Source organism: Streptomyces sp. NPDC001137, assembly GCF_040298885.1.
GTDB lineage: Bacteria > Actinomycetota > Actinomycetes > Streptomycetales > Streptomycetaceae > Streptomyces.
On sequence record NZ_JBEPBA010000003.1, the window covers coordinates 543265 to 567522 of the forward strand.

Genomic DNA, 24258 nt, shown 5'->3' on the forward strand with positions numbered 1-24258 from the left:
TCGTAGGAGAAGTCGAGGTGGTGCTTCACGAACGCTCCAGTACGAGGTCGAAGCGGGCGTGGCGGAAGGGGTTCGGGACGCCCAATTCCCGCGCCAGAGCAGAGTCATCCGTTTGGGTGAACTCCTGGACGAGGCTCGGCTTGACGGCGAAGACCGCGTCCGAGTCGAGGTAGTCGCTGCCGGCGACGAAGATGTGCGTGGTCACCGGTACATGACCTGCGGCCGAGGCGATGAAGTGGATGTGCGCCGGCCGGTAGGGATGGCGGCCGGTCGCGCGCAGCAGCTCGCCGACCGGGCCGTCGGTGGGGATCGGGTACGGGCTCGGCACGCAGGTGCGGAACCAGAAGCGGCCCTCGGCGTCCGCGGTGAACAGCCCGCGGCCGTTGCCCGGCGGCTGCACGTCGGGGCGCTGGACGTCGTAGAAGCCGTTCCCGTCGGCCTGCCAGACGTCGACGACCGCGCCCGGCAGCGGAGTTCCGTCCCCGGACAGCAACCGGCCGCTGACCACACAGCTCTCGCCGCCGCCCACAAGGTCGATGTCGGCGCCGAGTTCGCGGACCGGGGACTCGGTCATGTGGAAGGGGCCGAGGACCGTGGACTCGGTGGCTCCGGCGGCGCGCTCGCCGTTGATCGTCTCGACCAGCATCGACAGGCCGAGCACGTCCGACAGGAGGATGAACTCCTGCCGGGTGTCCGTGCACATCTGCCCGGTCGCCGTGAGGAAGTCGATCGCCCGTTCCCACTCCTGCTGCGTCAGCCGGGTCTCGCGGGCGAAGGCGTGGAGGTGGCGGACCAGGCCGGTCAGCAGTTCGCGCAGGCGCGGGTCGGTGGTGGCCTGCAGACTTCGTACCGCCTCGTCCGTGACCGTGGTCCCGGTGGCGTCGGTCGTCATGTCCGCTCCCTTCGCCGGTGCGCGGGTCAGCTGAACCAGACCACGAGTCGTACCTGCTCGTCGCCGTATCTGGCTGCCAGGTCCCGCATGGTGCTCCATACCTGTGCCCAGCATCCCTCGTCCGGCGGGGCGAGCATCCGCGCCGTGAGGGTCACGGGGCGATGCGCCACGTCGTCCAGGCGCACCTCGGCGCCGGGGGGCCACTCCGGGGGCGCCAGCAGCAGGTTTCCGCCGAAGGTGTCGGCGGCCGCCGCGCGCAGGCCCGGAGTCACCCGCACGAGTTCGTCACCGTCCGGCAGCGACCGCACCGCCCAGTTCCAGGCCGGGCCGTGGGCGAGCGGGGCGTCCCAGTCGACCGCCTCCACCTCCGCCCAGGTGGCATAGGTGTGGTCGTGCTGGTATTCCCCGATGCCCGCCTCCCGTACCGCCTCGGAGATGCCGTCCGGCAGCCCGCGGGCGGCGAACAGCGGACGTTCCACGTCCCCCGCCCCGCGCACGCCGAAGAGACACTCCCAGGCGACGTAGTCCCGGGGCGGCTGGAAGTCCAGCAGATCGGCCGTGAACCGCCAGGGCCCGTCGGGCGAGCGGCTTTCGATGACACCGTCGATGTCCGTACCCACGAGGGATGACCATACGACAGTCCGGGCAGCAATTGGCCCGCGGAAGGCGTCACTTGATGATGGCATTCGCTACGACCACCACGACACCGAGCAGTGCGTCGACCAGGCCGGTGCCCAGCGCGACGGCCCAGGAGCGGCCCGACCACCGCGCGGCGACCAGCCCCATGCCGAACAATAGTGCGATATTCAGGAGGAACGCCGGATCCTCCACCCCGTCCGCCGGCCACCAGCCCCAGCCCGCCCCTGCGAGGATCGCCACGGTCGGCAGAACCGCCGTGACCAGGGGCCATTCGTCGACGAGGGCGCGCAGGGCGTCCCAGCGGCGGTGCGGTGCACGCTCGGCGATGTAGTGGGCGTAGCCGTGGGCGAGGGCGGAGGCCAGCGCGGTCACGAGCAGCCAGATGGCGTCGTAGCGGCGGCTGGCGCGGGAGCTGTGGCCGTACTGGCTGAGCGCCGCGACCATGGAGCAGGCCAGTACGGCGCCGTAGACACCGCCGAAGAGGACGACCTCGCGGGTGTCGTGCTGCCGTTGCCCGGGGGCGGCCGTGGTTGTCTGGGCCATGCCCTCCACGATCACCCGGTACCTGCGGGGCCGCCAGTCGCGGGGCGACGAACTGTCCTCCCACCTGGGGCGATGCCGCACACAATGTCCATGCGCGGGCCAGGGGCGGTCTCGCTAGGGTCGGCCCATGACCCACAGCTTCGTTGTGCACATCCCGGACGCCGAGCTCGAGCCCGAGCCCCTCGACCCGGAGCAGATCGTCTCCGGGACGCCGGAGGTGACCGGGAAGGTGGTCTGGGAGTCGGCGGACGGTCGTCAGGTCCGCGGGATCTGGCAGATCACGCCGGGCGTCGTCACCGACACCGAGGCGGACGAGCTGTTCGTGGTGATCAGCGGGTCGGCGACCATCGAGGTCGAGGGCGGGGCGACGCTGACGGTGGGGCCCGGGGACATGGCCGTCCTGCGTGAGGGCGACCGTACGACGTGGACGGTGCACGAGACGCTGCGGAAGGCGTACGCGATCAATCTGTGACCGGGGGCGCCGTGGTGCCGCGGATCTCCAACGTCGGTGCCGTCAGGTGCAGTTGGCCCGCTCCCCCGGGGTGTTCGAAGCGGTCCAGGAGGCAGCGGGCGGCGCGCCGGCCGACCTCGTGGCTGCCGTTGTCGACCGTGGTCAGCCAGACGTGGCGCAGCCGGGCGATGCTCGTGTTGTCGTAGCCGACGACGGACACGTCCTGCGGGACGCGCAGGCCGAGCTCCTCGGCTGCCGAGAGGGCGCCGACGGAGGTGATGTCGTTGACGGCGAAGAGGGCGGTGGGCCGGGCCGGGCGGCTGAGCAGCCGGACGGTGCTGCGGTACCCGCCCTCCTCGGTCATGTCGCCTGCCTCCACCAGGGCCTGGTCCGCGAGGCCGTGTGCGTGCATCGTCGCCTCGAAGCTGCGGCGGCGCAGTTCGCCGACGGCGCCGTAGCCCGCGATGTGCGCGATGCGGCGGTGGCCGAGGCCGATGAGGTGCTCGGTGACCAGGCGGGCGCCCCGCTCGTCGTCGCCCGCCACCACGTCCACTCCCGCCGGGGCGGGTTCACGGGCGCCCGCGACGACGACCGGGATCCGCTCGGCGGCCGTGCCGAGCGCGGCCGGGTCGGGCAGGGTGCCGACGACGACGAGCCCGTCCACTCGCAGGTCGAGGAGCGGGTCGGCGGGGTCCTGGCCGGTGCGGCGGTTGAGGCGGGCGTCCGCGAGCAGCATGCGCAGGCCGTTGTCGTGCAGCAGCGAGTTGAGGCCGTCGAGCAGGTCGACGAACCAGGGGTTGCGCAGGTCGTTGAGGAGCACGCCGACCGTGCGGGTGCGCTGCTCGCTGAGGCTGCGCGCGGCGGCGTTGGGCCGGTAGCCGAGTTCCCGTACCGCCCGCAGCACGGCCTCCCGCTTCTCGGGCCGCACCTGCTCGGAGCCGCGCAGCACGAGCGAGACCAGCGACTTGGAGACCCCGGCCCGTTCGGCCACGTCGCGGATCGTCGGCGGTTTCATGGTGTGGACCGTTCCATGGGCTGGTGCGCCTTGTCAAAGGGACCGGGGAGGGTTGACAGGCGCTGAGCGGGGGCTTCAGGGTGGCCTGGACAGATTGTGGACCGGTCCAAAGAAGGGCTGTCATGGTGGATTCGCTCGGTGTCGCCGTCGTGGGGTTCGGCTGGATGGGCCGGGTGCACACCCAGGCGTACGCCCGCGTCCTGCACCACTACCCGCGGCTGGGCCTGCGCCCGCAGCTGATCACGGTCGCCGAGGAGGTGCCGGGCCGGGCCGAGGAGGCCGCCGCGCAGTTCGGGTTCGCCTCGACGACCCGCAACTGGCGTGATGTCGTCGAGGACCCGCGGATCCAGGCGGTCAGCATCACCGCCCCGAACTTCCTGCACCGCGAGATCGGCGTCGCGATGGCGCAGGCCGGCAAGCACATCTGGATCGAGAAGCCGGTCGGCCTGAGCGCGGCGGACGCGCGGGCGGTCGCGGAGGCGGTCGCCACGGCAGGGGTCCAGGGCGCCGTCGGCTTCAACTACCGCAACGCGCCCGCCGTCGAGGCCGCCCGCGAGCTGATCACCTCCGGCGCCATCGGTACGGTCACCCATGTCCGCGTCCGCCTCTTCAGCGACTACGCCGCGCACCCCGAGTCCGCGCTGACCTGGCGTTACGAGAAGGAGCGCGGCGGCAGTGGCGTCCTGGGCGACCTCGCCTCGCACGGCGCCGACCTGGCCCGCCACCTCCTCGGCGACATCGAGGCGCTGACCGCCGACACGGCCGTGTTCATCCCCCAGCGGGCCCGTCCCACCGGCGCCACCGCCGGCCACACCCGCGCCACCGGCGGCGAGCTCGGCCCCGTCGAGAACGAGGACTACGTGGGCTGCCTGCTGCGTTTCGCCTCGGGCGCCCGCGGGGTGCTGGAGGCCTGCCGGGTGTCGGTGGGCGAGCAGAACAACTACGGCTTCGAGGTGCACGGCACCAAGGGGGCGGTCTTCTGGGACTTCCGCCGCATGAACGAGCTGGGCGTCAGCCGCGGCACCAGCTACCAGGACCAGCCCGTCAGCACGGTGTACGTCGGCCCGGGCGACGGCGAGTTCGGGGCGTTCCAGCCGGGCGCGGCGAACGCCATGGGCATGGACGACCTGAAGGTGATCGAGGCTTACCGCTTCCTGCGCTCCATCGCGGAGGGCAAGCCGCACGGGGCGACGCTCCCGGACGCCGTGCACAGTGCCGCCGCACTGGAGGCGATGGTGCGGTCGGCCGAGAGCGGCTCCTGGGTCAGTCTCCGGGCATAGCGGAGGTCAGCGACTCCACGCCCTTGGCCAGGGCGTCGACGACCGACCGCGGGGGTGTGTCCGGCACTCCCGGTGCCCATCGCCTGCGCTCGGTCCTGGCCGCGAGCGGGAGCTCCACCTGGACCCCGCCCCGGCGGGTGAGGTTCACCGGGTTCCTGGAGTGCAGGCCGCGCAGCTTCACGGGGATCTCGTCGAGGTCGATGACCGGGTCGAACTCCGGCCGCAGGGCTTCGAGTTCACCGGCGACGAGCCGGGCCGCCCGCCGGTTGCCGCCGCCGAGGAAGATGGCCCGTGGAGTCGCGGTCCTGTTGTGGCCGTGCAGGGAGACCGTGAGCGCCACCCGGGACAGGAAGTCCCGCAGCAGTGCGCAGTGCCCGACCGCCATGCGCGGGGAGGGGATGTGCACCGGCTCGGGCACGCCCGGCTGGGTGAAGACCAGGCTGGTGGCCCCGCACCGCTCGGCCACCGCCCACGCCATCTCGGCCGTACCGCCCTCGTTGCTGCCGTGCAGCGCCAGCAGTCCCAGCTCGCCGCCCGTCGTGAGCGTGGCCAGCAGGCGCACGCCCTCGATCTCCACGTATTCGCTGCTCGTCGTCACCCGGCTCCTCGGTTCGTGGCCTGCGGGGGCATGTTGTACGGCGTCACCACCTGGATCGCCGACGGCAGCGTGGGCCCGGCGGGCGGCAGGGCGCCGTGGGCGCGCATCACGATGTGGCAGGCCTCGCGCATGTCCTGGCGCAGGTCGTGGTGGAGGACGGCGGACAGTCGGTGCTCGCGCAGCAGGCGGGTGTTGTCGTGGTCGAGGTCGTGCGCGACGAACACCGCGCACTCGCGGCCCAGGTCCTCGAAGGCGCGCAGGGTGGCGTTGTTGCCGCCGCCGATGGAGTAGACGGCGCGGATGTCCGGGTCGCGTTCGAGGGCGGCGCGGACCAGGTCGTACTGGGTGGCGTCCAGGCCGTGTCCCTCGGCGATCTCGACCAGGGTGCGGTCCGGGTGGCGGCTGCGCATCGCGCTGCGGAAGCCCATCTCGCGCTCCTCCTCGTTGCGGAAGAAGCCGCTGCTGAGGCTGGTCAGCACATTGCCGGGGCGCTCGCCCAGCCACTGGCCCATGAGGTACGCGGCGGTCGCGCCGGCCGCCCGGTTGTCGATGCCGACGTAGGCGAGGCGGGCGGTGGCGGGCAGGTCGGTGACCAGGGTGACGACGGGGATGCCGGCCTCGGCGAGGCGGCCGACCGCGGCCGTCACCTCGGGCACGTCCGGGGCCTTGAGGATCACACCCTGCGAGCCGCGCCGGGCGATCCGGTCCAGCGTCCTCGTCAGCTCCGCCGCCGGGCCGGTCTCGCGGAAGTGGAAGCGCGAGCGCACCACGGCCGGGTGCAGGGCGGGCAGCTCCGCCTCCAGGGCGGCGCGCACGGCGGTGGAGAACCGTTCCGGCGTCTGCATCACTATGTCGATCATGAAGGTGCGGCCGACCAGCCGGACCTGGGTGCGCTGCCGGTCGAGGTCGGCGATGGCCTGCTGGACCTCCCGTGCGGTGCTCTCGCGGACGCCGCCCCTGCCGTTGAGGACCCGGTCGACGGTGGCCTCGCTCAGGCCCGCCTGACGTGCGATCTCCCGGATCGGGAAGGGATGGCCCACCGCGGCTCCTCTCGCCGGCTTGAGGGGTTTTTGATGGCCGCCTGCTGGTTGTTCGACGGGTTTGTACTGACAAGAATGACAGGGCTGAGTCGCCCCTGTCACCGAGAGGACACCGATGTCCTTCACCGCCGTACACCACCGTGCCTGGCTCTCCGAGCAGGACTGCGACCTCGACTCGTTCCGCGCGCTCGTGGAGCGGACGGCCGACCCCGCCGACTACCCGCACGCCTTTGCGGTGGAGCGCAACGTCCTGCTGTACGACGCCGAACGCGCCCGCGCCGCGAAGGACCGCCGGGGGATCCAGGAGGAGCTCGTGCGGGCCCTCACCGACGGGCCCGGCGTGGTGGTCTTCCGGGGCGCCTTCCCCGATCACGCGGTGGTCGACCGGGTCACCGAGGTGTTCGACGCGCTGATCCGCGAGCAGTACGCGGCGGGCACGACGGCCGGCGACCACTTCGCCAAGCCCGGCGCCAACGAGCGGGTGTGGAACGCACTGGAGAAGGCGGCCCTCTACGACCCGGCGGCGTTCGCCGACTACTACGCCAACCCGGTCCTCGCCCTGGTCTGCGAGGCCTGGCTGGGCCCCGGCTACCAGGTGACCTCCCAGGTCAACGTGGTCAACCCGGGCGGCCTCGCGCAGACCGCGCACCGCGACTACCACCTCGGCTTCCTCTCCGACGAGTCGGCCGCGGCCTATCCGGCGCACGTCCACCGCCTCTCCCCCGTGCTCACCCTGCAGGGCGCGGTCGCGCACTGCGACATGCCGGTGGAGTCGGGGCCGACGCTGTACCTGCCGTTCTCGCAGGCGTACGAGCCGGGCTATCTGGCCTGGCGGCGGCCCGAGTTCCAGGCGTACTTCAAGGAGCACCACGTCCAGCTGCCGCTCGCCAAGGGCGACGCCGCCTTCTTCAACCCGGCACTGTTCCACGCCGCCGGGACCAACCGCACCACGGACGTGCGGCGCATGGCGAATCTGCTCCAGGTGTCCTCCGCCTTCGGCCGGGCGATGGAGACCGTGGACCGGGAGGCGGTGGCGAACGCGGTCTACCCCGTGCTGCTGCGCCGCAAGGCGGAGGGCGCGGACGAGGCCTGGCTGGAGAACGTGATCGCCGCGAGCGCCGAGGGCTACCCCTTCCCCACCAACCTCGACAGCGACCCACCGGTCGACGGCCTGGCCCCGCCCTCGCAGGCGGACCTGGTACGCGAGGCACTGCGCGAGGACCGGCCCGCGCGGATCCTGCGGGACCACCTGCGGGTGGCCGGCGAACGCCGCGCGAGCTGAAAGGACGGCAGAGATCCATGGGACTCCTCGACGACAAGGTCGTCCTCGTCAACGGCGGCAGCCAGGGCGTGGGGGCCGCCATCGCCCGCGCCGCCGTGCGTGAGGGGGCGGTCGTGGCCGTCACCGGTCGGCGCCCGGAACCCGGCGAGGCACTGGTGGCCGAGCTGACGGCCGCCGGCGGCAAGGCGATGTTCGTGCGCGCCGACCTGTCCGACGCCGCACAGGCGAAGGCTGCCGTGGCCGAGGTGGTCGTCGCGTACGGGCGGATCGACTGCCTGGTCAACTCCGCGGGCCTGACCTCGCGGGGCACGCTCCTCGACACCACGCCCGAGCTGTTCGACCAGCACATCGCGATCAACCTCAAGGCGCCGTTCTTCGCGATGCAGGCCGCCGTCGCCGACATGGTCTCCCGCAAGGCGCCCGGCACGATCGTCAACATCATCACGTCCTCGGCGCACGGCGGGCAGCCGTTCCTGGCCCCGTACGTCGCCGCGAAGGCCGGCCTGGTCGGCCTGACCCGCAACGCCGCGCACGCCCACCGCTGGGACCGGGTGCGGATCAACGGCCTCAACATCGGCTGGACGGCCACCGAGGGCGAGGACGCCACCCAGAAGGCCTTCCACGGCGCCGACGACACCTGGCGCGAGGAGGCCGCCGCCAAGCTGCCGATGGGCAAGCTGGGCCAGCCGGACGAGATCGCGGACTTCGTGGTCTTCCTGCTGTCGGAGCGGTCGGGCGTGGTGACCGGATCGGTGATCGACTGGGACCAGAACGTCCTGGGCGGCCTGGACTGATCCAGCCCGGGCCGGCGATTGAGGACGAGCCCGAAGGGCGATCGGGGTCCGGGGCGGGGCCCCGGCAACGGACAGCAACCACACACCCAAGAAACAGGAAAGCAGCGGAGCTCATGCGTATCGGAATCCTCGGCCTCGGCCGCATCGGCGCCTTCCACGCCGAAACCCTCTCCGGGCTCGACGTGGTCGAGTCGCTCGTGCTGACCGACCCGTTCGCGGACGCCGCCAAGTCCGCGGCGGAGCGGTTCGGCGGCGAGGTCGTGGACTCGCCGCAGGCCCTGCTGGCCGCCGGCGTCGACGGCATCGTGGTCGCGGCCGCGACGGACGCCCACCCCGGCCTGATCCTGGCCGGCGTCGAGGCCGGCGTCCCGGTCTTCTGCGAGAAGCCCGTCGCCCGGACCATGGCCGAGGGCGTCGAGGTCCTCAAGGCCGTCGAGGGCACGGACGTGCCGATCCAGATCGGCTACAACCGCCGCTTCGACACCGGTTTCGTGAACGCCCGCGCGGCCGTGCGGAGCGGTGAGCTGGGCAAGCTGCACACCGTACGGTCGACCACGCTGGACCCGGCGCCCCCGCCGGCCGCGTACATCGCCGCCTCGGGCGGCATCTTCCGCGACTGTTCTGTCCACGACTTCGACATCATCCGCTGGGTGACGGGCCGCGAGGTCGTCGAGGTGTACGCCGTCGGCGGCAACCGGGGTGCCGAGTACATCAAGGACGCCGGCGACGCCGACACCACCGGCGCGATCCTCACCCTCGACGACGGCACCATCGCAGTGGTCTCCAACTCCCGCCACAACGCCCGGGGTTACGACGTCCGCATGGAGATCCACGGCTTTACGGACTCCATCGCGGTGGGCCTGGAGGACAAGCTGCCGCTGCGCTCCGTCGAGCCCGGCGTGACCTTCCCGGCCGGCACCCCGCACGACTTCTTCATGGACCGCTTCACCGCGGCCTACCGCGCCGAACTCACCGCGTTCACCGAGGTCGTGGCCGGCACCCGCCCCTCGCCCTGCACGATCGCGGACGCCCTGGAGGCCGGCTGGATCGCCGACGCCTGCACGCTGTCCCTGCACGAACACCGCCCGGTGACCATCGCCGAGGTCCGCACCGCCTGAGCGGCGGCCCCAGTCCCTCGTGCTCCGGGCGCCTGCCCGGCCTCCTGCGCCCGGAGCACGAGTGTGCGAATCGCCACGTTGCCCCTGACGGTCACGACCGCGGGATCTCTCCGTACGACCATGAGATCCACGCACGTCGGACCGACGAGGAGCAACGACCATGAGCACCGGCGAGATATCCCGGCCCCACCCCGACACCCCTCAACCCGCCTTGCCCGGCGGGCAGTTACCCGGCGAGCGGCGTGTGGTCGTCGTCGGCGCCGGACCGAGCGGCCTTGCGGCCGCCCGTGAACTGGAACGGGCCGGACACCGGGTGACCGTCCTGGAGGAGCAGGAGACGGTCGCCGGGAAATGCCAGAGCGTGCACGTGGACGGCCGGGCCCACGACCTGGGCGGCCACATCTGCACCAACCGGTACGAGCGGACGGCACAGTTGCTGACGGAACTGGACATGGAGACGGAGCGCACCACGCGCTACCGGGTCCTCGACGTCGAGGGGCGCACCGCGACCCGGCAGACCATGTCGTTCCTGCGCGACGGCGCCTTCCGGCGCTACCGGGCGCTGCGCGAGCGGGAGTTCCCGCGCATCGCCGAACCCGGGCTCGCCCACTCCGCGCGGGCCCTGGCCGCCCCGGTCACCCACTGGCTCGCCGAGCACGGCCTCGAGTCCATGGCGGAGTCGTTCGGCACCGGATACACCGCGGCCGGGTACGGCTATCTCGACGACCAGGTGCCCGCCCTGTACTTCGTCAAGTACGCCGAGATGACCGGCCTGCTGTCCCCCACGCCCGAACTGCTGGGCCACGGGGGCGCGTTCACCGTCACGGGAGGCTTCGGCACGCTGTGGCAGCGGGTCGCCGAGGAGCTGAAGGACGTGCGGTGCGCGGTGCGCGTGGTGTCGGTCGAGCGGCACGAGGGAGGGGTACGGGTGCACACGGACTCCGGTCCGGTGGAGGCCGACGACCTGGTGCTCGCCGTCCCTCTGGACCGCGTCCTGCCGGTCCTGGACGCCACCGCCGAGGAGCGCGACCTCGCCGGGCGGATCCGCAGCAACGCCTACCACACCACCCTCGCCACCGCCTCCGGCCTGCCGGAGAACGCCTTCTACTTCCTCGACCGCCACACCGCGACCCGTGAGGCGACCGGCCACTGCGTCTCGTACCACCACCGCTACCCGGGCAGCGACGTGCGGACCTTCTACTCCTACGGCCGCCCCGAGGACGTCAGCGCGCTGCTGGAGGCCGACGTGGCGGAACTCGGCGGGCGGCTGGAGAAGACGCATCTGCACCGCCAGTGGGCGTTCATGCCGCACTTCGGCAGCGACGATCTCGCAGCCGGCGCCCTGGACCGGCTCGACGCGCTGCAGGGCCGCGACCACACCTACTATGTCGGCGGCCTGCCCGCCTTCGAACTGATCGAATGCACCATCGCCCACGCCCAGGACCTGGCCCGCCGCCATTTCCCGCCCGCCGACGGCACACTGCCCCCGTACGAACGGACAGAGAAGGAAACGACCTCATGAGCGAACCGGTCCGCGAACCCCTGCGCATCGGCGTCCTGGGCGCCGCCCGGATCACCGGACGCGCCCTGATCGACCCGGCCCGCACCACCGGCCACCGCGTGGTCGCGGTGGCCGCCCGCGACCGCTCCCGCGCCGAGGCCTTCGCCGCCGAGCACGGTGTGGAGCGGGTCGCCGACTCCTACGCCGCCCTGCTCGCCGACCCCGAGGTCGAGGTCGTCTACAACCCGCTCGCCAACGGCCTGCACGGTCCGTGGAACCTGGCCGCCCTCGCGGCCGGCAAGCACGTCCTGAGCGAGAAGCCGTCGGCGAGCAACGCCGAGGAGGCCGCCGAGGTGCGGGAGGCGGCGGCCAAGGCCGGCACGGTCTTCATGGAGGCCTTCCACTACCTCTTCCACCCGGTCACCCGCCGTCTGCACGGACTCCTGGAGAGCGGTGAACTGGGCGAGCTGCAGCGGGTGGAGACCATGGTCGCCATCCCGGCCCCGGAGGACACCGACCCGCGCTGGTCCCTGCCCCTGGCCGGCGGCGCCGTGATGGATCTGGGCTGCTACAGCCTGCACGCCGTACGGATGCTTGCACCGTGGGCGGGCGGCGCACCGAGCCTGGTCTCCGCGCGCGGCGGCGAGCGCGTGGGTGCCCCCGGCGTCGACGAATGGCTGGACGCCGACCTGACCTTCCCGAACGGCGCCACCGCCTCGGCACGCTGCCACATGGCGTACGACACGCTGGAGATGAGCTGCCGGATCATCGGCAGCCGCGGCGAGGCACTGGCCCCGAACTTCGTCCTCCCCCAGATGGACGACCGGATCATCGTCCGCACCGCGGACGGCGAGCGGACGGAACGGCTCGGCACCCGTTCCTCGTACACCTACCAGCTGGAGGCGTTCGCGGCGCGCGTGCGGGAGGGCGCTCCGCTGCCCCTGGACCCGGACGACGCGCTGGCGACGATGACCCTGATCGACGAGAGCTATCGGGCGGCGGGGTTCGAACCGCGGCCGCGGAGTCGGGTGTAGACGAACGTCGGGTACGGCTCTCCGGTCGCCTCCTCCCATGCCCGCACGATGCTCCCCCACTCCGCGCGGCTCTCGGCGAAGGCCGTGACACAGAGGGCGTGTACGTCCGTGCCGTCCGCGCGGCGGGTGAGGTCGAGCAGGGAACGCAGGGCGGCCACCGCCTCGGCGGTGCGTCCGGCCTCGAGGTGGGCGCGGGCCGCCGCGCGGAGTGTGGGGGCCAGCTGGGAGTGGGTCAGGGCGAGTTCGGCGGCGTTCTCCGTCAGTTCGTCCAGGACGGCCTCCGCCTCCTCGTAGCAGTCCACGGCCGTGTCGTACTCACCGGTGCGGCGCAGGGCCCGGGCGAGGACGCGGAGGCGGCGGGCGAGCAACGGCCGGTAGGTCGCCGGGTCGGCCTCGGCCAGCCGCCGGGTGAGCGCGACAGCCTCGCGCCCGGTCACGACCGCCGGCTCCGGTTCGTCGGACTCCTGCTGACGGGCGCTCAAGTTGGCGAGCAGTCGGGCGAGTCGGGGTTCATGCCGCTCGGGATCGCGTTCCGCCGCACGGCGCGCCACGGATACGGCCCGCTCGCCCTCGGCCCGGGCGGCCGGACGGTCGCCGGTCCGCCCGAGGCAGCGGGCGATGTCGTCCAAAGTGTCCGCCAGCAGAGGGTCGGCTTCGAGGCGGGTGTACAGGGCCGCCAGTTCCCGCAGGGCGGTCAACTCCTCGTCATACGCCTTGAGTTCATCGAGTACGGCGGCCAGGACGTCCAGTACGGCGGCAAGGTGCGGTTCGCCCGACTCGGGATGTCGCACGACCAGCCGGCGGGCCTGCGCGACCGCTTCCCCGGCGGTGGCACGCGCGTCCTTCGGCCGGCCCCCGGCGCTCTCGCAGGCGGCAAGGTCCCCCAGCAGCTGCACCCGCAGCGCCAGGACGATCTCGGGCACGGACCACACCAGCGGACCCTGCACCGCCTCGCGGGCCTCCGCGCCGACCGCCAGAGCCTCCTCGTACCGGCCCAGGGCCCGCAGGCCACCGACCAGTTCGACGAAGACCCGGGGCCGCACCAGCTGGACGTGCGCCAACTCCCGTACGGACATGGCCCGCAGGAGCGCGGCGCACTCCTCGTACACGGCCACGGACTCGGGCGTGCGGTGCAGCCCGCCCAGCACGAAGGCGTGGGTGCGCAGGGCGCCCGGCAGATTGCCGAGCGGCCGGTCCCGGCGCCCCGGAGTGGGACCGCGCCGATACGACTCGACGGCCTCGCGAGCTGATTCCAGGGCCTCCTCGTAGCGGCCGAGACCCGCCAGCGCCTGTGCGCGGAGATGGACGGCGTGCCCGGACTGCGCCACCGACAGGCGGGCGCCCGGCACGGCCAGCGAGGCCTCCACCGCCGCGCACGCCTCCTCGTACCGCATGGACAGGAGCAGCCCGTACGCCTGCAGGGCCAGCGCACGGGACAGCCGGTCGGGGTCGGCCGGCGCGCGGTACAGGGCGACCAGTTCCTGCGCCCAGGCCAGTCGTCGCTGCGCCGGCGGTGGCCGCAGCAGCACCCAGCGGGGCATGACGCACCACGACAGTGCCGCGCCGAGCAGCGGACGGCCGACTCCCGGCGCCAACCGGGCCGCCGCGCGCGGCAACGGCAGCAGGATCCGCACCAACCCCATCCCCCAGCCCCCTCTGCGATGATCGACGGCATGGCCGTACGCATCACCCCCGCCCAAGTCACCGACATCCAGCAGGTCCTCGCCGACCACCCCCGTTACTGGGGCGAGCGGGATCTGCGGGAGCTTCATCTGCTGGCGCTGGTGCAGGAGTTCGGCGAGACCTGTCTGGTCGCCCGGTCCGACGACGGCATTCTCGGGTATCTGATCGGCTTCGTCACGCCCGGCGGTACCGGATATGTGCACTTGATCGCGACGCGGGACGACGCTCGGGGCAGCGGTCTGGGGCGGGAGCTGTACGGCGCCTTCACCGAGGCCGCGCGGCGGCAGGGGGCGGTCCGGCTGAAGGCCATCACTAGCCTCGGCAACAAGGGGTCGGTGGCCTTCCACCGCAGTCTCGGGTTCGAGGTCCGGGTGGAGGAGGACTACAACGGGCCCGGCGAGGACCGGGTGGTGTTCAGCCGGGCTATCGGGTGACCTCGTACAGCGCCGGCCGCTCCACCAGTTCCACCGGCACCCGGGTGCCTTCCTCCAGCGCCTTCACGCCCGCCTCGCACACCGCGGCGACGGCGTAGCCGTCCCACGCGCTCGGGCCGACGACCTCGCCGCGGCGGGTGGCGTCGACCCAGGCCTGGACCTCGCGGTCGTAGGCGTCGGCGAAGCGCTCGATGTAGTCCTGGGCGATGGTGCCGCCCCAGCGGCCTGCCATGTTGGTGACCAGGGCATGGCCGTCGCCGATGCGGGCGGTGCCGCGTTCGCAGACCACCTCGGCCTGGACCTGGTAGCCGAAGCCGCAGTTGACGAAGATCTCGACGTCGACGACCGCGCCGCCGTCGGTCTCGAAGACGACGAACTGCGGGTCCTGTATGCCGTCCGGCGCGTTCGCGGACGGGGTGGGGCGCAGCACCGTGACGGCGGTGATCTCCTGGCCGAGCAGCCAGCGCGTCACGTCCATCTCGTGCACGACGGAGTCGTTGATGAGCATCTCGCTGCGCCAGCCGGGCGGCGAGGCGAGGTTGCGATGCCGGTTGTGCAGCATCAGCGGGCGCCCCAACTGGCCTGTGTTCAGGAGGGACTTGAGACGCAGGTACTCGGCGTCGTAGCGTCGCATGAAGCCGACCTGGACCCGGCGGCGGCCCAGCTTCTGCTCCGCTTCCAGGACCCGGAGCGCGGAGGCCGCGTCCGGGGTGAGCGGTTTTTCGCACAGTACGGGCAGGTCGTGCTCGAACGCCGTCAGCAGGGCAGCCTCGTGGGCGGGCCCCGGGGAGGCGATCAGCACGGCGTCGACATCGGCTGCCGCCATGGCGGCGGCCGGGTCGGAGTAGGCGGTGCAGCCGTCGATGCGGGCCGCGACGTCCTTGGCGCGTTCCGCATCGACGTCCACGACGGCGGTCACCCTGGCCCTGCTGATGACCTCCTGGACACGGCGGACGTGGTCGGCGCCCATCTTGCCGGTGCCGACGACCGCGACTTGCAGTGTTCCGTGCCGAGCCATGGTCGTTCGTCCCCCTTCGAAGGGTCAGGCGCCGCAGGACCTCAGGAACTTACGGGTGCGCACCGCGATCGGCAGCGGCTTGTCCGGCTCGCAGGGGTACATGTCCTGCTCGACGATGGCGAACAGTTCCACGCCGAGCTTCTGCGCGGCCTCCATCACCGGCCCCAACTCCGGGACCCCGGTGGGCGGTTCGCACATGACGCCCTGCGCCACGGCAGGCCCGAACGGGGTGCCCTTGGCCGTCACGTCGGCGAGGATCTGCGGGTCGACCTGCTTGAGGTGCAGATAGCCGATGCGCTCGCCGTAGGTCTCGATCAGCTTGACGCTGTCGCCGCCGCAGTAGGCGTAGTGCCCGGTGTCCAGGCACAGGTTGACCAGTTCGGAGTCGGTCGAGTCGAGGAAGCGCTCGACGTGGTCCTCGGTGTCGATGTGGGTGTCGGCGTGCGGGTGTACGACGATGTCGAGGCCGTACGCCTCCTTCACCTCGTGCCCGAGCCGCTCCATGCCCTTGGTGAGGTACGCCCACTGCTCGCCGGTCAGCTCCGGCGGCTCCAGGATCTCGGCCGTCTTGTCGTCCCGCCAGAAGGACGGGATGACGACGAGATGCTTCGCGCCCATCGCCTGGGTGAGCGCCGCGACCTGGCTGACGTGCTCCCAGGTGGACTCCCAGACGGCGGGGCCGCGGTGCAGGCCGGTGAAGACCGTGCCCGCCGAGACCTTCAGCTCACGCTTGCCGATCTCGTCGGTGAGGCGGGCCGGGTCGGTCGGCAGATAGCCGTACGGGCCCAGCTCGATCCACGAGTAGCCGGCCTCGGCGACCTCGTCGAGGAAGCGTTCCCAGGGCACCTGCCGGGGGTCGTCCGGGAACCAGACGCCCCAGGAGTCGGGGGCCGATCCGACCCGGATGCGGTCCAGAGCACCTGCCATGTCAGGGGGTTCCTTCCGGGCTTGTCACCACGGGTGCGGTGAGGTCTTCCTTCTCCGGGAGTTCCTCGACGTCGACGCCGCTGACCTGGGACAGCTCGTGCTTGAGCGCGGCGAGTTCGGCGCCGCCGGCCATGTGGTTGGTCAGCTCTTCCAGGGTGATCTGGCTGCGTTCGGCGGACAGTTCCATCGTGCCCAGGCGCAGCACGCTGAAGTGGTCGCCGACCATGTAGGCGTGGTGCGGGTTGTGGGTGATGAAGATGACGCCCAGACCGCGCTCGCGGGCCGCGGCGATGTACTTCAGCACGACCCCTGACTGCTTGACGCCCAGCGCCGCGGTGGGCTCGTCGAGGATCAGGACGCGGGCGCCGAAGTAGACGGCGCGGGCGATGGCCACGCACTGGCGCTGGCCGCCGGAGAGGGTGCCGATGGGCTGTTCCAGGTTGTCCAGGATGATGCCCATCTCCCGCAGCTCATGGTCCGCGGTCTGCTTCATCTTCTCGATGTCCAGACGCCGCACGGGCCAGGGGCCCTTGGTCATCTCGGAGCCGAGGAAGAAGTTGCGCCACACCGGCATCAGCGGCACGGTCGCCAGGTCCTGGTAGACGGTGGCGATACCGCGGTCCAGGGCATCACGCGGGGTGGTGAAACGCACCGGGGCGCCGTCGACGAGGAACTCGCCCTCGGTGTGCTGGTGCAGCCCCGAGATGATTTTGATCAGCGTGGACTTGCCGGCGCCGTTGTCGCCGAGCACGCAGGTGACCTGGCCGGGATGCACCTTCAGGCTCACCCCGTGCAGCGCCCGGATGTTGCCGTAGGCCTTGCCCGCATTGCGCAGTTCGACGATCGCGCCGTCCTTCGCCGCCGGGGCGGTGTCGGGGAGGATGGCTCCGTGGGTTGCGGAGTTGTTGTCTGTCATCGCGAATTCACCTTCGGGTCATGGTGCGCTGGACCCACAGATTGATCAGGACGGCGCCCAGCAGCATGACGCCGAGGAAGGCCTTGAACCAGTCGGGGTTCCAGCCGGCGTAGACGATGCCCTGCTGGACCATGCCGAACATGAACGCACCGAAGACCGGGCCGATCGCCGAGCCGTAGCCGCCGGTCAGCAGGCAGCCGCCGATCACCGCGCCGGAGATGTAGATCAGCTCGATGCCCACGCCCTCACCGGACTGCACCGTGTTGAAGGAGAACAGCTGGTGCATGCCCACGAACCAGGCCCCGAAGCCCACCAGCATGAACAGGGAGATCTTCGTGAAGGCGACCGGGACACCCACCGCCCGCGCGCTCTCCTTGTTGCCGCCGACCGCGAACGTCCAGTTGCCGTAGCGGGTGCGCAGCAGCACCCAGGTCGCCAGGCCCGCGAACAGCAGCCACCAGAACACGGTGATCTTCACCTGCACGCCGCCGATGTCGAAGCTGGAGGCGAAGACCTTCTTGGCCTGGTCGAAGCCGTCCATGTTGCTGATGTCGTCGGTGGCCACGTTCCCGGTGACCAGCTTGGTCACCGCGAGGTTGACGCCCTGCAGGATCAGGAAGGTGCCCAGCGTGACCAGGAAGCTGGGCAGACCGGTCTTGACGACCATCCAGCCGTTGAAGAACCCGATCGCCAAAGAGACGACCAGCGCGGCGATCACACCCACCCACACGTTCATGGTCAGCTGGTAGCTGATCATGGCCGCGGTCAGCGCCGAGGTGATCACCCCGACACCGGCCGACAGGTCGAACTCCCCGCCGATCATCAGCAGCGCCACCGGGATGGTCACGATGCCCAGCGTCGAGGACTGGTAGAGGATGTTCGCCATCGAACTGGCATCCCGCACCGGCGGCGCCGCAACCAGGAAGAACACGTACACCGCGACGGCACCGAGGAAGACACCCACCTCGGGCCGGGCCAACAACCGTACGACCAGAGGCCGTTCGGCAGTGCGCCCGTCGGTCTCCTTGGGGCCGGGGGCCGGCGGTGAGGTCACCGCCGGCTCGGCATGCTGGGTCATGCTCATCACCGCGTTCCGTTGGCGGCAAACTTGGAGACCGCCTCGACATTGGACTTGTCGACGAACGCCGGACCGGTCAGCACCGGCTGCTCACCGCCGCCCATGTAGTTGCCGTTGTTCTTGTACAGCCACAGCGAGTCGATCGCCAGGTAGCCCTGGAGCCAGGGCTGCTGGTCCACCGCGAACTGGATCGTGCCCTTGCTGATGGCGGTCGTCAGGTCCTTGTTGAGGTCGAAGGTGGCGACCTTCGCCTTGGAGCCGGCGTCCGAGATCGACTGCACCGCGGTGAGCGCGTACGGGGCGCCGAGGGCGGTGACGTAGTCGATGGAGGAGTCCTGCTTGAGCTTCGCGGTGATCGTCGACTTCACGGACGGCATGTCGGTGCCGTTGACGTAAAGAACGTCGGTCTTGCCGGAGAAGGTCTTCTTCACGCCGTCGCAGCGCTGGGTCAGGCCGACGTTGCCCTGCTCCTGGATGACACAGACGGTGTGCTTGGCGCCGAGCTCGTTGAGCTTCTTGCCGAACGCCTCGCCGGAGACGGACTCGTCCTGGCCGAAGAACTCCATCAGGCCGAGCTTCTTCCAGTCACTGAGACCGGAGTTGAGGCCCACCACGGGTATGTTGGCCGCCTTCGCCTTGCCGACGACGGTCTTGAGGGCGTCCGGCTTGGCCAGGGTGATGGCGATGCCGTCGACCTTCTGGTCGATCGCGTTCTGCACCAGGTTGGACTGGTTGCCCGCGTTCGGGTCGTGCGAGTAGATGAGCTTGATGTTGTCCTTGGCCGCGGCGGCCTCGGCGCCCTTGCGGACGATGTCCCAGAAGGTGTCACCGGGCGACTGGTGCGTGACCAGCGCGACCGTCATCCGGGGCGTGGTGGCCTTGCCGGCCGATGCGTTGGCGCCACCCTCCTCGGACTTCTTGCCCCCGGAGCTGCTGGAGCAGCCGGCGAGGGTCAGGGCAGCCGCCGCGGCCACCGCGACAACGGGGGCGATTCTGCGGGAGCGGGGGTGAGAAGAGCGGTCCATCTTTCCTGGCACCTCACTGTGCGTTGCGGGGGAAAGGGAGAGGGGGATCACGAAGATCCAGGGCCCGGGATCTTGGCATGCCCGGGTCGTTTGCCGCAAACGCGGCGGTCGGCCTGGGACGGGATCAAACCCCTGGCCGAGCCCGCTGTCAATACTTTGTTAAGACATCATTTCACGAGCTAGTCCGAATGTAAGTACAAACTATTGACAGCGTCGCCCTCCGCGGCCTACACCTGGGGGGCGGCAGGCCCTCTGGGACCCGCATCCCCAGACCAGCTCGAGGAGCGTCGCGCATGGCCGAGTCAGACCAGTCCTTCGACTTGATCACTATGGGCCGTATCGGAGTCGACCTCTACCCGCTCCAGTCGGGGGTTCCCCTGGCCCGGGTCGAGACCTTCGGCAAGTTCCTCGGCGGTTCGGCCGCCAACGTGGCGGTCGCCGCCGCCCGGCTCGGCCGCGACACCGCGGTGATCACCCGCACCGGGGACGACCCCTTCGGCGCCTATCTCCACGGGGCGCTGAAGGAGTTCGGCGTCGACGACCGCTGGGTCGCACCCGTCGCCGCGTACCCGACACCGGTGACCTTCTGCGAGATCTTCCCTCCGGATGACTTCCCTCTGTATTTCTACCGGCAGCCTAAGGCTCCTGACCTGGAGATACATTCCGAGGAGCTGGACTACTTCGCCATCCGGGCGAGCCGGGTCTTCTGGATCACCGGGACCGGTCTGAGCGAGGAGCCGAGCCGCTCCGCCACGCTCGCCGCCCTCAAGGCACGCGACAAGGCGGGTACGACGGTCTTCGACCTCGACTGGCGCCCGATGTTCTGGCGCGACCCGGAGGAGGCCCGCCCGTACTACGCGGAGGCGCTGCGGCACGTCACGGTCGCGGTCGGCAACCTCGACGAGTGCGAGGTGGCCACCGGCGTCCGTGAGCCGCGGGCCTGCGCGGAGGCGCTGCTGGAGGCGGGCGTGGAACTGGCGGTCGTCAAGCAGGGCCCCAAGGGCGTCCTCGCCGTGCACCGCGACGGCAGCAGCGCCGAGGTCCCGCCGGTGCCGGTCGAGGTGGCCAACGGTCTCGGCGCGGGCGACGCCTTCGGCGGTTCCCTCGTGCACGGTCTGCTGGCCGGCTGGGAGTTGGCCGAAATCATGCGGTTCGCCAACGCGGCCGGTGCCCTCGTCGCCTCCCGTCTCGCCTGTTCCTCCGCGATGCCCACCGAGGCCGAGGTCGAGGACCTCCTCGCGCGCGCCACCCTCTGAAACGGAGCTTCCCCTTGTCCCTCAGCATCCCGGACCTCGTCTCGGTCAGGGCCCGCCATCCCGAGGCCGTCGCCGAGGCGGCCGCCCGGCGCGCGCGCCGCCCGCTCATCGGCGACAGCGGCCGTCTGATGATCGTGGCCGCCGACCACCCGGCCCGCGGCGCCCTCGGCGTCGGCGACCGGCGGCTCGCCATGGCCGGCCGCGCCGATCTGCTGGAGCGCCTGTGCGTCGCGCTGTCGCGGCCGGGCGTGGACGGGGTGCTGGCCACCGCCGACATCCTGGAGGACCTCCTCCTGCTCGGGGTGCTGGAGAACAAGGTCGTCATGGGGTCGATGAACCGCGGAGGTCTGGCGGGCGCCGTCTTCGAGATGGACGACCGCTTCACCGGCCACCGCGCGGAGGACATCGCCCGGCTCCGCTTCGACGCGGGCAAGCTGCTGCTGCGCATCGACTACGACGACCCGGGCTCGCTGACCACGCTGGAGTCCACGGCCCGCGCGATCGACGACATGGCGGCCCACCGGCTGCCGCTGTTCGTCGAGCCGTTCCTCTCCCGCCGGATCGACGGCCGGGTCAGCAACGACCTGTCCGCCGAGGCCGTCACGAAGTCGATCGCGATCGCGGCGGGCCTGGGCGGCACCTCGGCCTACACCTGGCTGAAGCTGCCCGTCACCGACGACCCGGACGACATGGGCGAGGTGCTGGAGACCTCCACCCTGCCGACCGTGCTGCTCGGCGGCGAGGTGGGCGCGTCCGCCGAGGAACAGGCGGGGGCGTACGAGCGCTGGCGCAAGGCCCTCAGACTGCCGACCGTGCAGGGCATGGTCGTCGGACGGTCGCTGCTCTACCCGGCGGAGGGCAGTGTGGAGACGGCGGTCGACACGGCCGTGGGTCTGCTGTGACGTGGCTCGTGATACGGAGGAGTGCCCGATGACCTACCACCTGCCAGCCGGAAAAGCCCTCGGCGGCCCGTACGTCGTGGACGTCACCCCGGAGAAGGCCGGCTGGGGCTACTCCAGCCTGCGCGTGCTGGAACTCCCGCCGGGCGGCACGCACACCTTCGACACCGGCGACAGCGAGTGGATCGTGCTGCCGCTCAGCGGCGGCTGCACGGTCGCGGCGGCCGACGACTTCGGCCACGACACCTTCGAACTCACCGGCCGCGACAGCGTGTTCAGCGCCGTCAGCGACTTCGCGTATGTGCCCAGGGACGCCCGTACGACGGTCACCTCCGTCGGCGGCGGACGGTTCGCGCTCACCGGGGCACGGTGCACCCGCCGGCTGCCCGCCCGCTACGGCCCTGCCTCGTCCGTACCGGTGGAGCTGCGCGGCACCGGGAACTCCTCCCGCCAGGTCAACAACTTCGGGGCGGCCGGCGTCTTCGACTGCGACAAGCTCATCGCCGTCGAAGTGATCACCCCGGGCGGCAACTGGTCGTCGTTCCCGCCGCACAAGCACGACGAACACCGGCCGGGCGAGGAATCGGTCCTCGAAGAGATCTACTACTTCGAGTTCGCCGCCCACGACGGCATCCCCGGCCTCGGCTACCAGCGGGTCTCCCCCTCCGGGCAGGGCCGCAACACCGATGTGCTGGCCGAGGTGCGCGGCGGTGATGTCGTGCTGATCCCCGACGGCTGGCACGGGCCCTCCATGGCCGTGCCCGGCCACCACATGTACTACCTCAACGTCATGGCGGGCCCCGAGCCCGAGCGTGCCTGGCTGATCTGCGACCACCCCGATCACGCCTGGGTCCGCTCCACCTGGCCCGAGCAGCCCGTCGACCCCCGCCTCCCCCTCTACACGGCCCCGGAGAAGTCCTGATGAGCACCACCACCCGCCGCCTGACCGTCGCCCAGGCCCTGGTGCGGTTCCTGTCGGTCCAGTACACCGAGCGCGACGGCGTGCGCCGGCGGCTGATCGCGGGCACCTGGGGCATCTTCGGCCATGGCAACGTTGCCGGGATCGGCCAGGCCCTCCTGGAGGCGGGCGAGGAGACGATGCCGTACCACCAGGGCCGCAACGAGCAGGCCATGGTGCACGCGGCCGTCGGCTACGCCCGCCAGCTCGACCGCCTCTGCGCGCAGGCCGTGACGACGTCCATCGGCCCGGGCGCCACCAACCTGGTCACCGGCGCCGCGCTCGCCACCATCAACCGCCTGCCGGTCCTGCTGCTGCCGGGCGACTACTTCGCCACCCGCGTCGCCGACCCGCTGCTGCAGCAGCTGGAGCACCCGACCGAGGCCGATGTGTCGGTCAACGACACCCTGCGCCCGGTGTCCAGGTACTTCGACCGCATCACGCGCCCCGAGGCCCTGATCCCCTCCGCCCTCAACGCCATGCGGGTCCTCGCCGACCCCGCCGAGACCGGGGCTGTCACCCTGGCCCTCCCGCAGGACGTGCAGGCGGAGGCTTACGACTGGCCGGAGGAGTTCTTCGCCGAGCGGGTGTGGCACGTACGGCGGCCCGCGCCCGACCCGTACGAGCTGGCGGAGGCGGTGGCGGCGATCCGCGCGGCCGAGCGTCCGCTGATCGTCGCGGGCGGCGGCATCCACCACAGCCAGGCCGAGGAGGCGCTCCAAGCCCTCGTGGACGCCACCGGCATCCCGGTCGCCTCGACCCAGGCGGGCAAGGGCTCGCTGCGGTACGACCACCCCGCCGACCTCGGCGGCATCGGCCACACCGGCACGGCGGTCTGCGACGACATCGCCCGTACGGCCGACCTCATCATCGGCGTCGGGACGCGCTACACGGACTTCACCACCGCCTCCAACACGCTCTTCCAGCGGCCGGAGGTCCGGTTCGTCAACCTCAACATCGCCGCGTTCGACGCTCACAAGCTGGCTGCGCGGACCGTGGTGTGCGACGCGCGTGCGGGGCTCACAGCGTTGACGCAGGCCCTCGCCGGTCACCGTGTGAACTCGGTTTACGAGGCTGAGTACCGCGCCGGCAAGGAACGCTGGGATCAGGTGGTCGACGCCGCTTTCACCGCCGCCGACGAGAACGCCGTACCCACCCAGACCCAGGTGCTCGGCGCCTTGGACGCGGTGGTCGGCGACGACGACGTGGTGATCAACGCGGCCGGTTCGCTCCCCGGCGACCTGCACAAGCTCTGGCGGGCCCGCAGCCGGCGCCAGTACCACCTGGAGTACGGCTACTCCTGCATGGGCTACGAGATCCCGGCCGGCATCGGTGTCCAGCAGGCAGCCCCCGGCACCCCGGTCTGGTCCCTGGTCGGCGACGGCACCTATCTGATGATGCCGACCGAGATCGTCACCGCCGTCCAGGAGGGCCTGCCCGTCAATCTGGTCCTCATCCAGAACCACGGCTACGCCTCCATCGGCGGCCTGTCCGAGTCGGTCGGCGGCGAGCGCTTCGGCACCGCCTACCGCTACCGGGCCGCCGACGGCACCTTCTCCGGCGCCCCGCTCCCCGTCGACCTGGCCGCCAACGCGGGCAGCCTCGGCATGGACGTCCTGCGCGCCAAGACCGTCCGCGAACTGCGCGAAGCGCTCACCGCGGCCCGCGCCTCCGACCGCCCCACCTGCGTCTACGTCGAGACCGACACCGCGACCCCGACCGCTCCCCCGGCCGAGGCCTGGTGGGACGTGCCGGTCGCCGAGACCGCCTCCCGCGAGGCCGCCGTACAGGCCCGCGAGGAGTACGACCGGCAGGTCGCCGGGCAGCGCCGCCACCTCTGACCTCCCCCCGCACGACCCTTTGTGAAAGGCCCCCGC

At 71.4% G+C, this 24258-nt stretch carries 24 protein-coding genes; 12 read left to right on the top strand and 12 right to left on the bottom strand.

Going from position 1 to position 24258, the window contains the following annotated elements; genetic code table 11:
- Positions 1-25: 25 nt before the first annotated feature.
- Genes ABT254_RS08455 through ABT254_RS08465 form a run of 3 tightly spaced genes read right to left on the bottom strand, consistent with a single transcriptional unit; the run spans position 26 to position 2074 of the window.
- A complete protein-coding gene (locus tag ABT254_RS08455) occupies positions 26-892 on the bottom strand; it encodes an intradiol ring-cleavage dioxygenase (protein ID WP_351465453.1) in 867 nt (288 codons plus the stop codon).
- A 26-nt stretch (positions 893-918) separates the two neighbouring features.
- A complete protein-coding gene (locus tag ABT254_RS08460) occupies positions 919-1512 on the bottom strand; it encodes a hypothetical protein (RefSeq protein ID WP_351465456.1) in 594 nt (197 codons plus the stop codon).
- 49 nt (positions 1513-1561) lie between these two features.
- Positions 1562-2074 (bottom strand): hypothetical protein, encoded by a 513-nt coding sequence (locus ABT254_RS08465; RefSeq protein WP_351465459.1) that lies wholly within the window; start codon positions 2072-2074, stop codon positions 1562-1564.
- 127 nt (positions 2075-2201) lie between these two features.
- Here ABT254_RS08465 and ABT254_RS08470 point away from each other — a divergent pair, with 127 nt between their 5' ends.
- Positions 2202-2546, top strand: coding sequence for a cupin domain-containing protein (locus ABT254_RS08470; protein WP_351465462.1), 345 nt, complete (start codon positions 2202-2204; stop codon positions 2544-2546).
- Here ABT254_RS08470 and ABT254_RS08475 read toward each other — a convergent pair.
- Positions 2536-3540 (bottom strand): LacI family DNA-binding transcriptional regulator, encoded by a 1005-nt coding sequence (locus ABT254_RS08475; protein ID WP_351465465.1) that lies wholly within the window; start codon positions 3538-3540, stop codon positions 2536-2538. The genes ABT254_RS08470 and ABT254_RS08475 overlap by 11 nt on opposite strands.
- A gap of 122 nt (positions 3541-3662) precedes the next feature.
- Between ABT254_RS08475 and ABT254_RS08480 the strand changes: the two genes are divergently transcribed.
- Positions 3663-4820 carry a Gfo/Idh/MocA family protein gene (locus tag ABT254_RS08480; protein ID WP_351465468.1) on the top strand — a complete coding sequence of 386 codons (1158 nt, stop codon included), beginning with the start codon at positions 3663-3665 and terminating at the stop codon, positions 4818-4820.
- Here ABT254_RS08480 and ABT254_RS08485 read toward each other — a convergent pair.
- Together ABT254_RS08485 and ABT254_RS08490 are read right to left on the bottom strand one after the other, a co-directional pair.
- Entirely contained in the window at positions 4804-5418 is a 615-nt protein-coding gene (locus ABT254_RS08485) for a poly-gamma-glutamate hydrolase family protein (protein ID WP_351465471.1), read from the bottom strand. The genes ABT254_RS08480 and ABT254_RS08485 overlap by 17 nt on opposite strands.
- Positions 5415-6458, bottom strand: a complete 1044-nt coding sequence (locus ABT254_RS08490; RefSeq protein WP_351465474.1) for a LacI family DNA-binding transcriptional regulator — start codon at positions 6456-6458, stop codon at positions 5415-5417. The genes ABT254_RS08485 and ABT254_RS08490 overlap by 4 nt, the downstream gene beginning before the upstream one ends.
- 115 nt (positions 6459-6573) lie before the next feature.
- Here ABT254_RS08490 and ABT254_RS08495 point away from each other — a divergent pair, with 115 nt between their 5' ends.
- From ABT254_RS08495 to ABT254_RS08515, 5 genes are all read left to right on the top strand, one after another.
- The gene (locus ABT254_RS08495) at positions 6574-7740 is read left to right on the top strand and encodes a phytanoyl-CoA dioxygenase family protein (RefSeq protein ID WP_351465476.1); all 1167 of its coding nucleotides are present in this window, start codon (positions 6574-6576) and stop codon (positions 7738-7740) included.
- Between the two features lie 17 nt (positions 7741-7757).
- Positions 7758-8534, top strand: coding sequence for an SDR family oxidoreductase (locus ABT254_RS08500; protein WP_351465479.1), 777 nt, complete (start codon positions 7758-7760; stop codon positions 8532-8534).
- Between the two features lie 113 nt (positions 8535-8647).
- Positions 8648-9652 (top strand): Gfo/Idh/MocA family protein, encoded by a 1005-nt coding sequence (locus tag ABT254_RS08505; RefSeq protein WP_351465482.1) that lies wholly within the window; start codon positions 8648-8650, stop codon positions 9650-9652.
- A gap of 160 nt (positions 9653-9812) precedes the next feature.
- A complete protein-coding gene (locus tag ABT254_RS08510; RefSeq protein ID WP_351465485.1) occupies positions 9813-11174 on the top strand; it encodes a protoporphyrinogen/coproporphyrinogen oxidase in 1362 nt (453 codons plus the stop codon).
- The gene (locus ABT254_RS08515; protein ID WP_351465488.1) at positions 11171-12187 is read left to right on the top strand and encodes a Gfo/Idh/MocA family protein; all 1017 of its coding nucleotides are present in this window, start codon (positions 11171-11173) and stop codon (positions 12185-12187) included. Before ABT254_RS08510 ends, ABT254_RS08515 begins: the two co-directional genes overlap by 4 nt.
- Here ABT254_RS08515 and ABT254_RS08520 read toward each other — a convergent pair.
- Positions 12142-13830, bottom strand: a complete 1689-nt coding sequence (locus ABT254_RS08520) for a tetratricopeptide repeat protein (RefSeq protein WP_351465491.1) — start codon at positions 13828-13830, stop codon at positions 12142-12144. The genes ABT254_RS08515 and ABT254_RS08520 overlap by 46 nt on opposite strands.
- Positions 13831-13860: 30 nt before the next feature.
- On the opposite strand from ABT254_RS08520, the gene ABT254_RS08525 reads away from it, so the two are divergent.
- On the top strand, positions 13861-14304 hold the full coding sequence (locus ABT254_RS08525; RefSeq protein ID WP_351465493.1) for a GNAT family N-acetyltransferase: 444 nt from the start codon (positions 13861-13863) through the stop codon (positions 14302-14304).
- Here the strand turns inward: ABT254_RS08525 and ABT254_RS08530 are convergent.
- From ABT254_RS08530 to ABT254_RS08550, 5 genes are read right to left on the bottom strand one after another with little or no spacing between them, the layout of a single operon-like run.
- Positions 14294-15322 carry a Gfo/Idh/MocA family protein gene (locus ABT254_RS08530; RefSeq protein WP_351465496.1) on the bottom strand — a complete coding sequence of 343 codons (1029 nt, stop codon included), beginning with the start codon at positions 15320-15322 and terminating at the stop codon, positions 14294-14296. The two genes, ABT254_RS08525 and ABT254_RS08530, sit on opposite strands and share 11 nt — an antisense overlap.
- A 24-nt stretch (positions 15323-15346) precedes the next feature.
- Positions 15347-16249: a sugar phosphate isomerase/epimerase family protein gene (locus ABT254_RS08535; protein WP_351465499.1), complete on the bottom strand. Its 903-nt coding sequence runs from the start codon at positions 16247-16249 to the stop codon at positions 15347-15349.
- 1 nt (position 16250) lies between these two features.
- On the bottom strand, positions 16251-17165 hold the full coding sequence (locus tag ABT254_RS08540) for an ATP-binding cassette domain-containing protein (RefSeq protein ID WP_351465501.1): 915 nt from the start codon (positions 17163-17165) through the stop codon (positions 16251-16253).
- A 7-nt stretch (positions 17166-17172) separates the two neighbouring features.
- A complete protein-coding gene (locus ABT254_RS08545; RefSeq protein WP_351465504.1) occupies positions 17173-18249 on the bottom strand; it encodes an ABC transporter permease in 1077 nt (358 codons plus the stop codon).
- Positions 18249-19268 carry a sugar ABC transporter substrate-binding protein gene (locus ABT254_RS08550; protein ID WP_351465507.1) on the bottom strand — a complete coding sequence of 340 codons (1020 nt, stop codon included), beginning with the start codon at positions 19266-19268 and terminating at the stop codon, positions 18249-18251. The genes ABT254_RS08545 and ABT254_RS08550 overlap by 1 nt, the downstream gene beginning before the upstream one ends.
- Positions 19269-19561: 293 nt before the next feature.
- Here ABT254_RS08550 and iolC point away from each other — a divergent pair, with 293 nt between their 5' ends.
- From iolC to iolD, 4 genes are read left to right on the top strand one after another with little or no spacing between them, the layout of a single operon-like run.
- Positions 19562-20524 carry a 5-dehydro-2-deoxygluconokinase gene (gene iolC / locus ABT254_RS08555; protein ID WP_351465510.1) on the top strand — a complete coding sequence of 321 codons (963 nt, stop codon included), beginning with the start codon at positions 19562-19564 and terminating at the stop codon, positions 20522-20524.
- Positions 20525-20538: 14 nt separating this feature from the next.
- On the top strand, positions 20539-21426 hold the full coding sequence (locus ABT254_RS08560) for a Cgl0159 family (beta/alpha)8-fold protein (protein ID WP_351465513.1): 888 nt from the start codon (positions 20539-20541) through the stop codon (positions 21424-21426).
- A 28-nt stretch (positions 21427-21454) separates the two neighbouring features.
- A complete protein-coding gene (gene iolB, locus ABT254_RS08565; protein WP_351465516.1) occupies positions 21455-22345 on the top strand; it encodes a 5-deoxy-glucuronate isomerase in 891 nt (296 codons plus the stop codon).
- The gene (gene iolD / locus ABT254_RS08570) at positions 22345-24222 is read left to right on the top strand and encodes a 3D-(3,5/4)-trihydroxycyclohexane-1,2-dione acylhydrolase (decyclizing) (protein ID WP_351465518.1); all 1878 of its coding nucleotides are present in this window, start codon (positions 22345-22347) and stop codon (positions 24220-24222) included. Before iolB ends, iolD begins: the two co-directional genes overlap by 1 nt.
- Positions 24223-24258 lie beyond the last annotated feature (36 nt).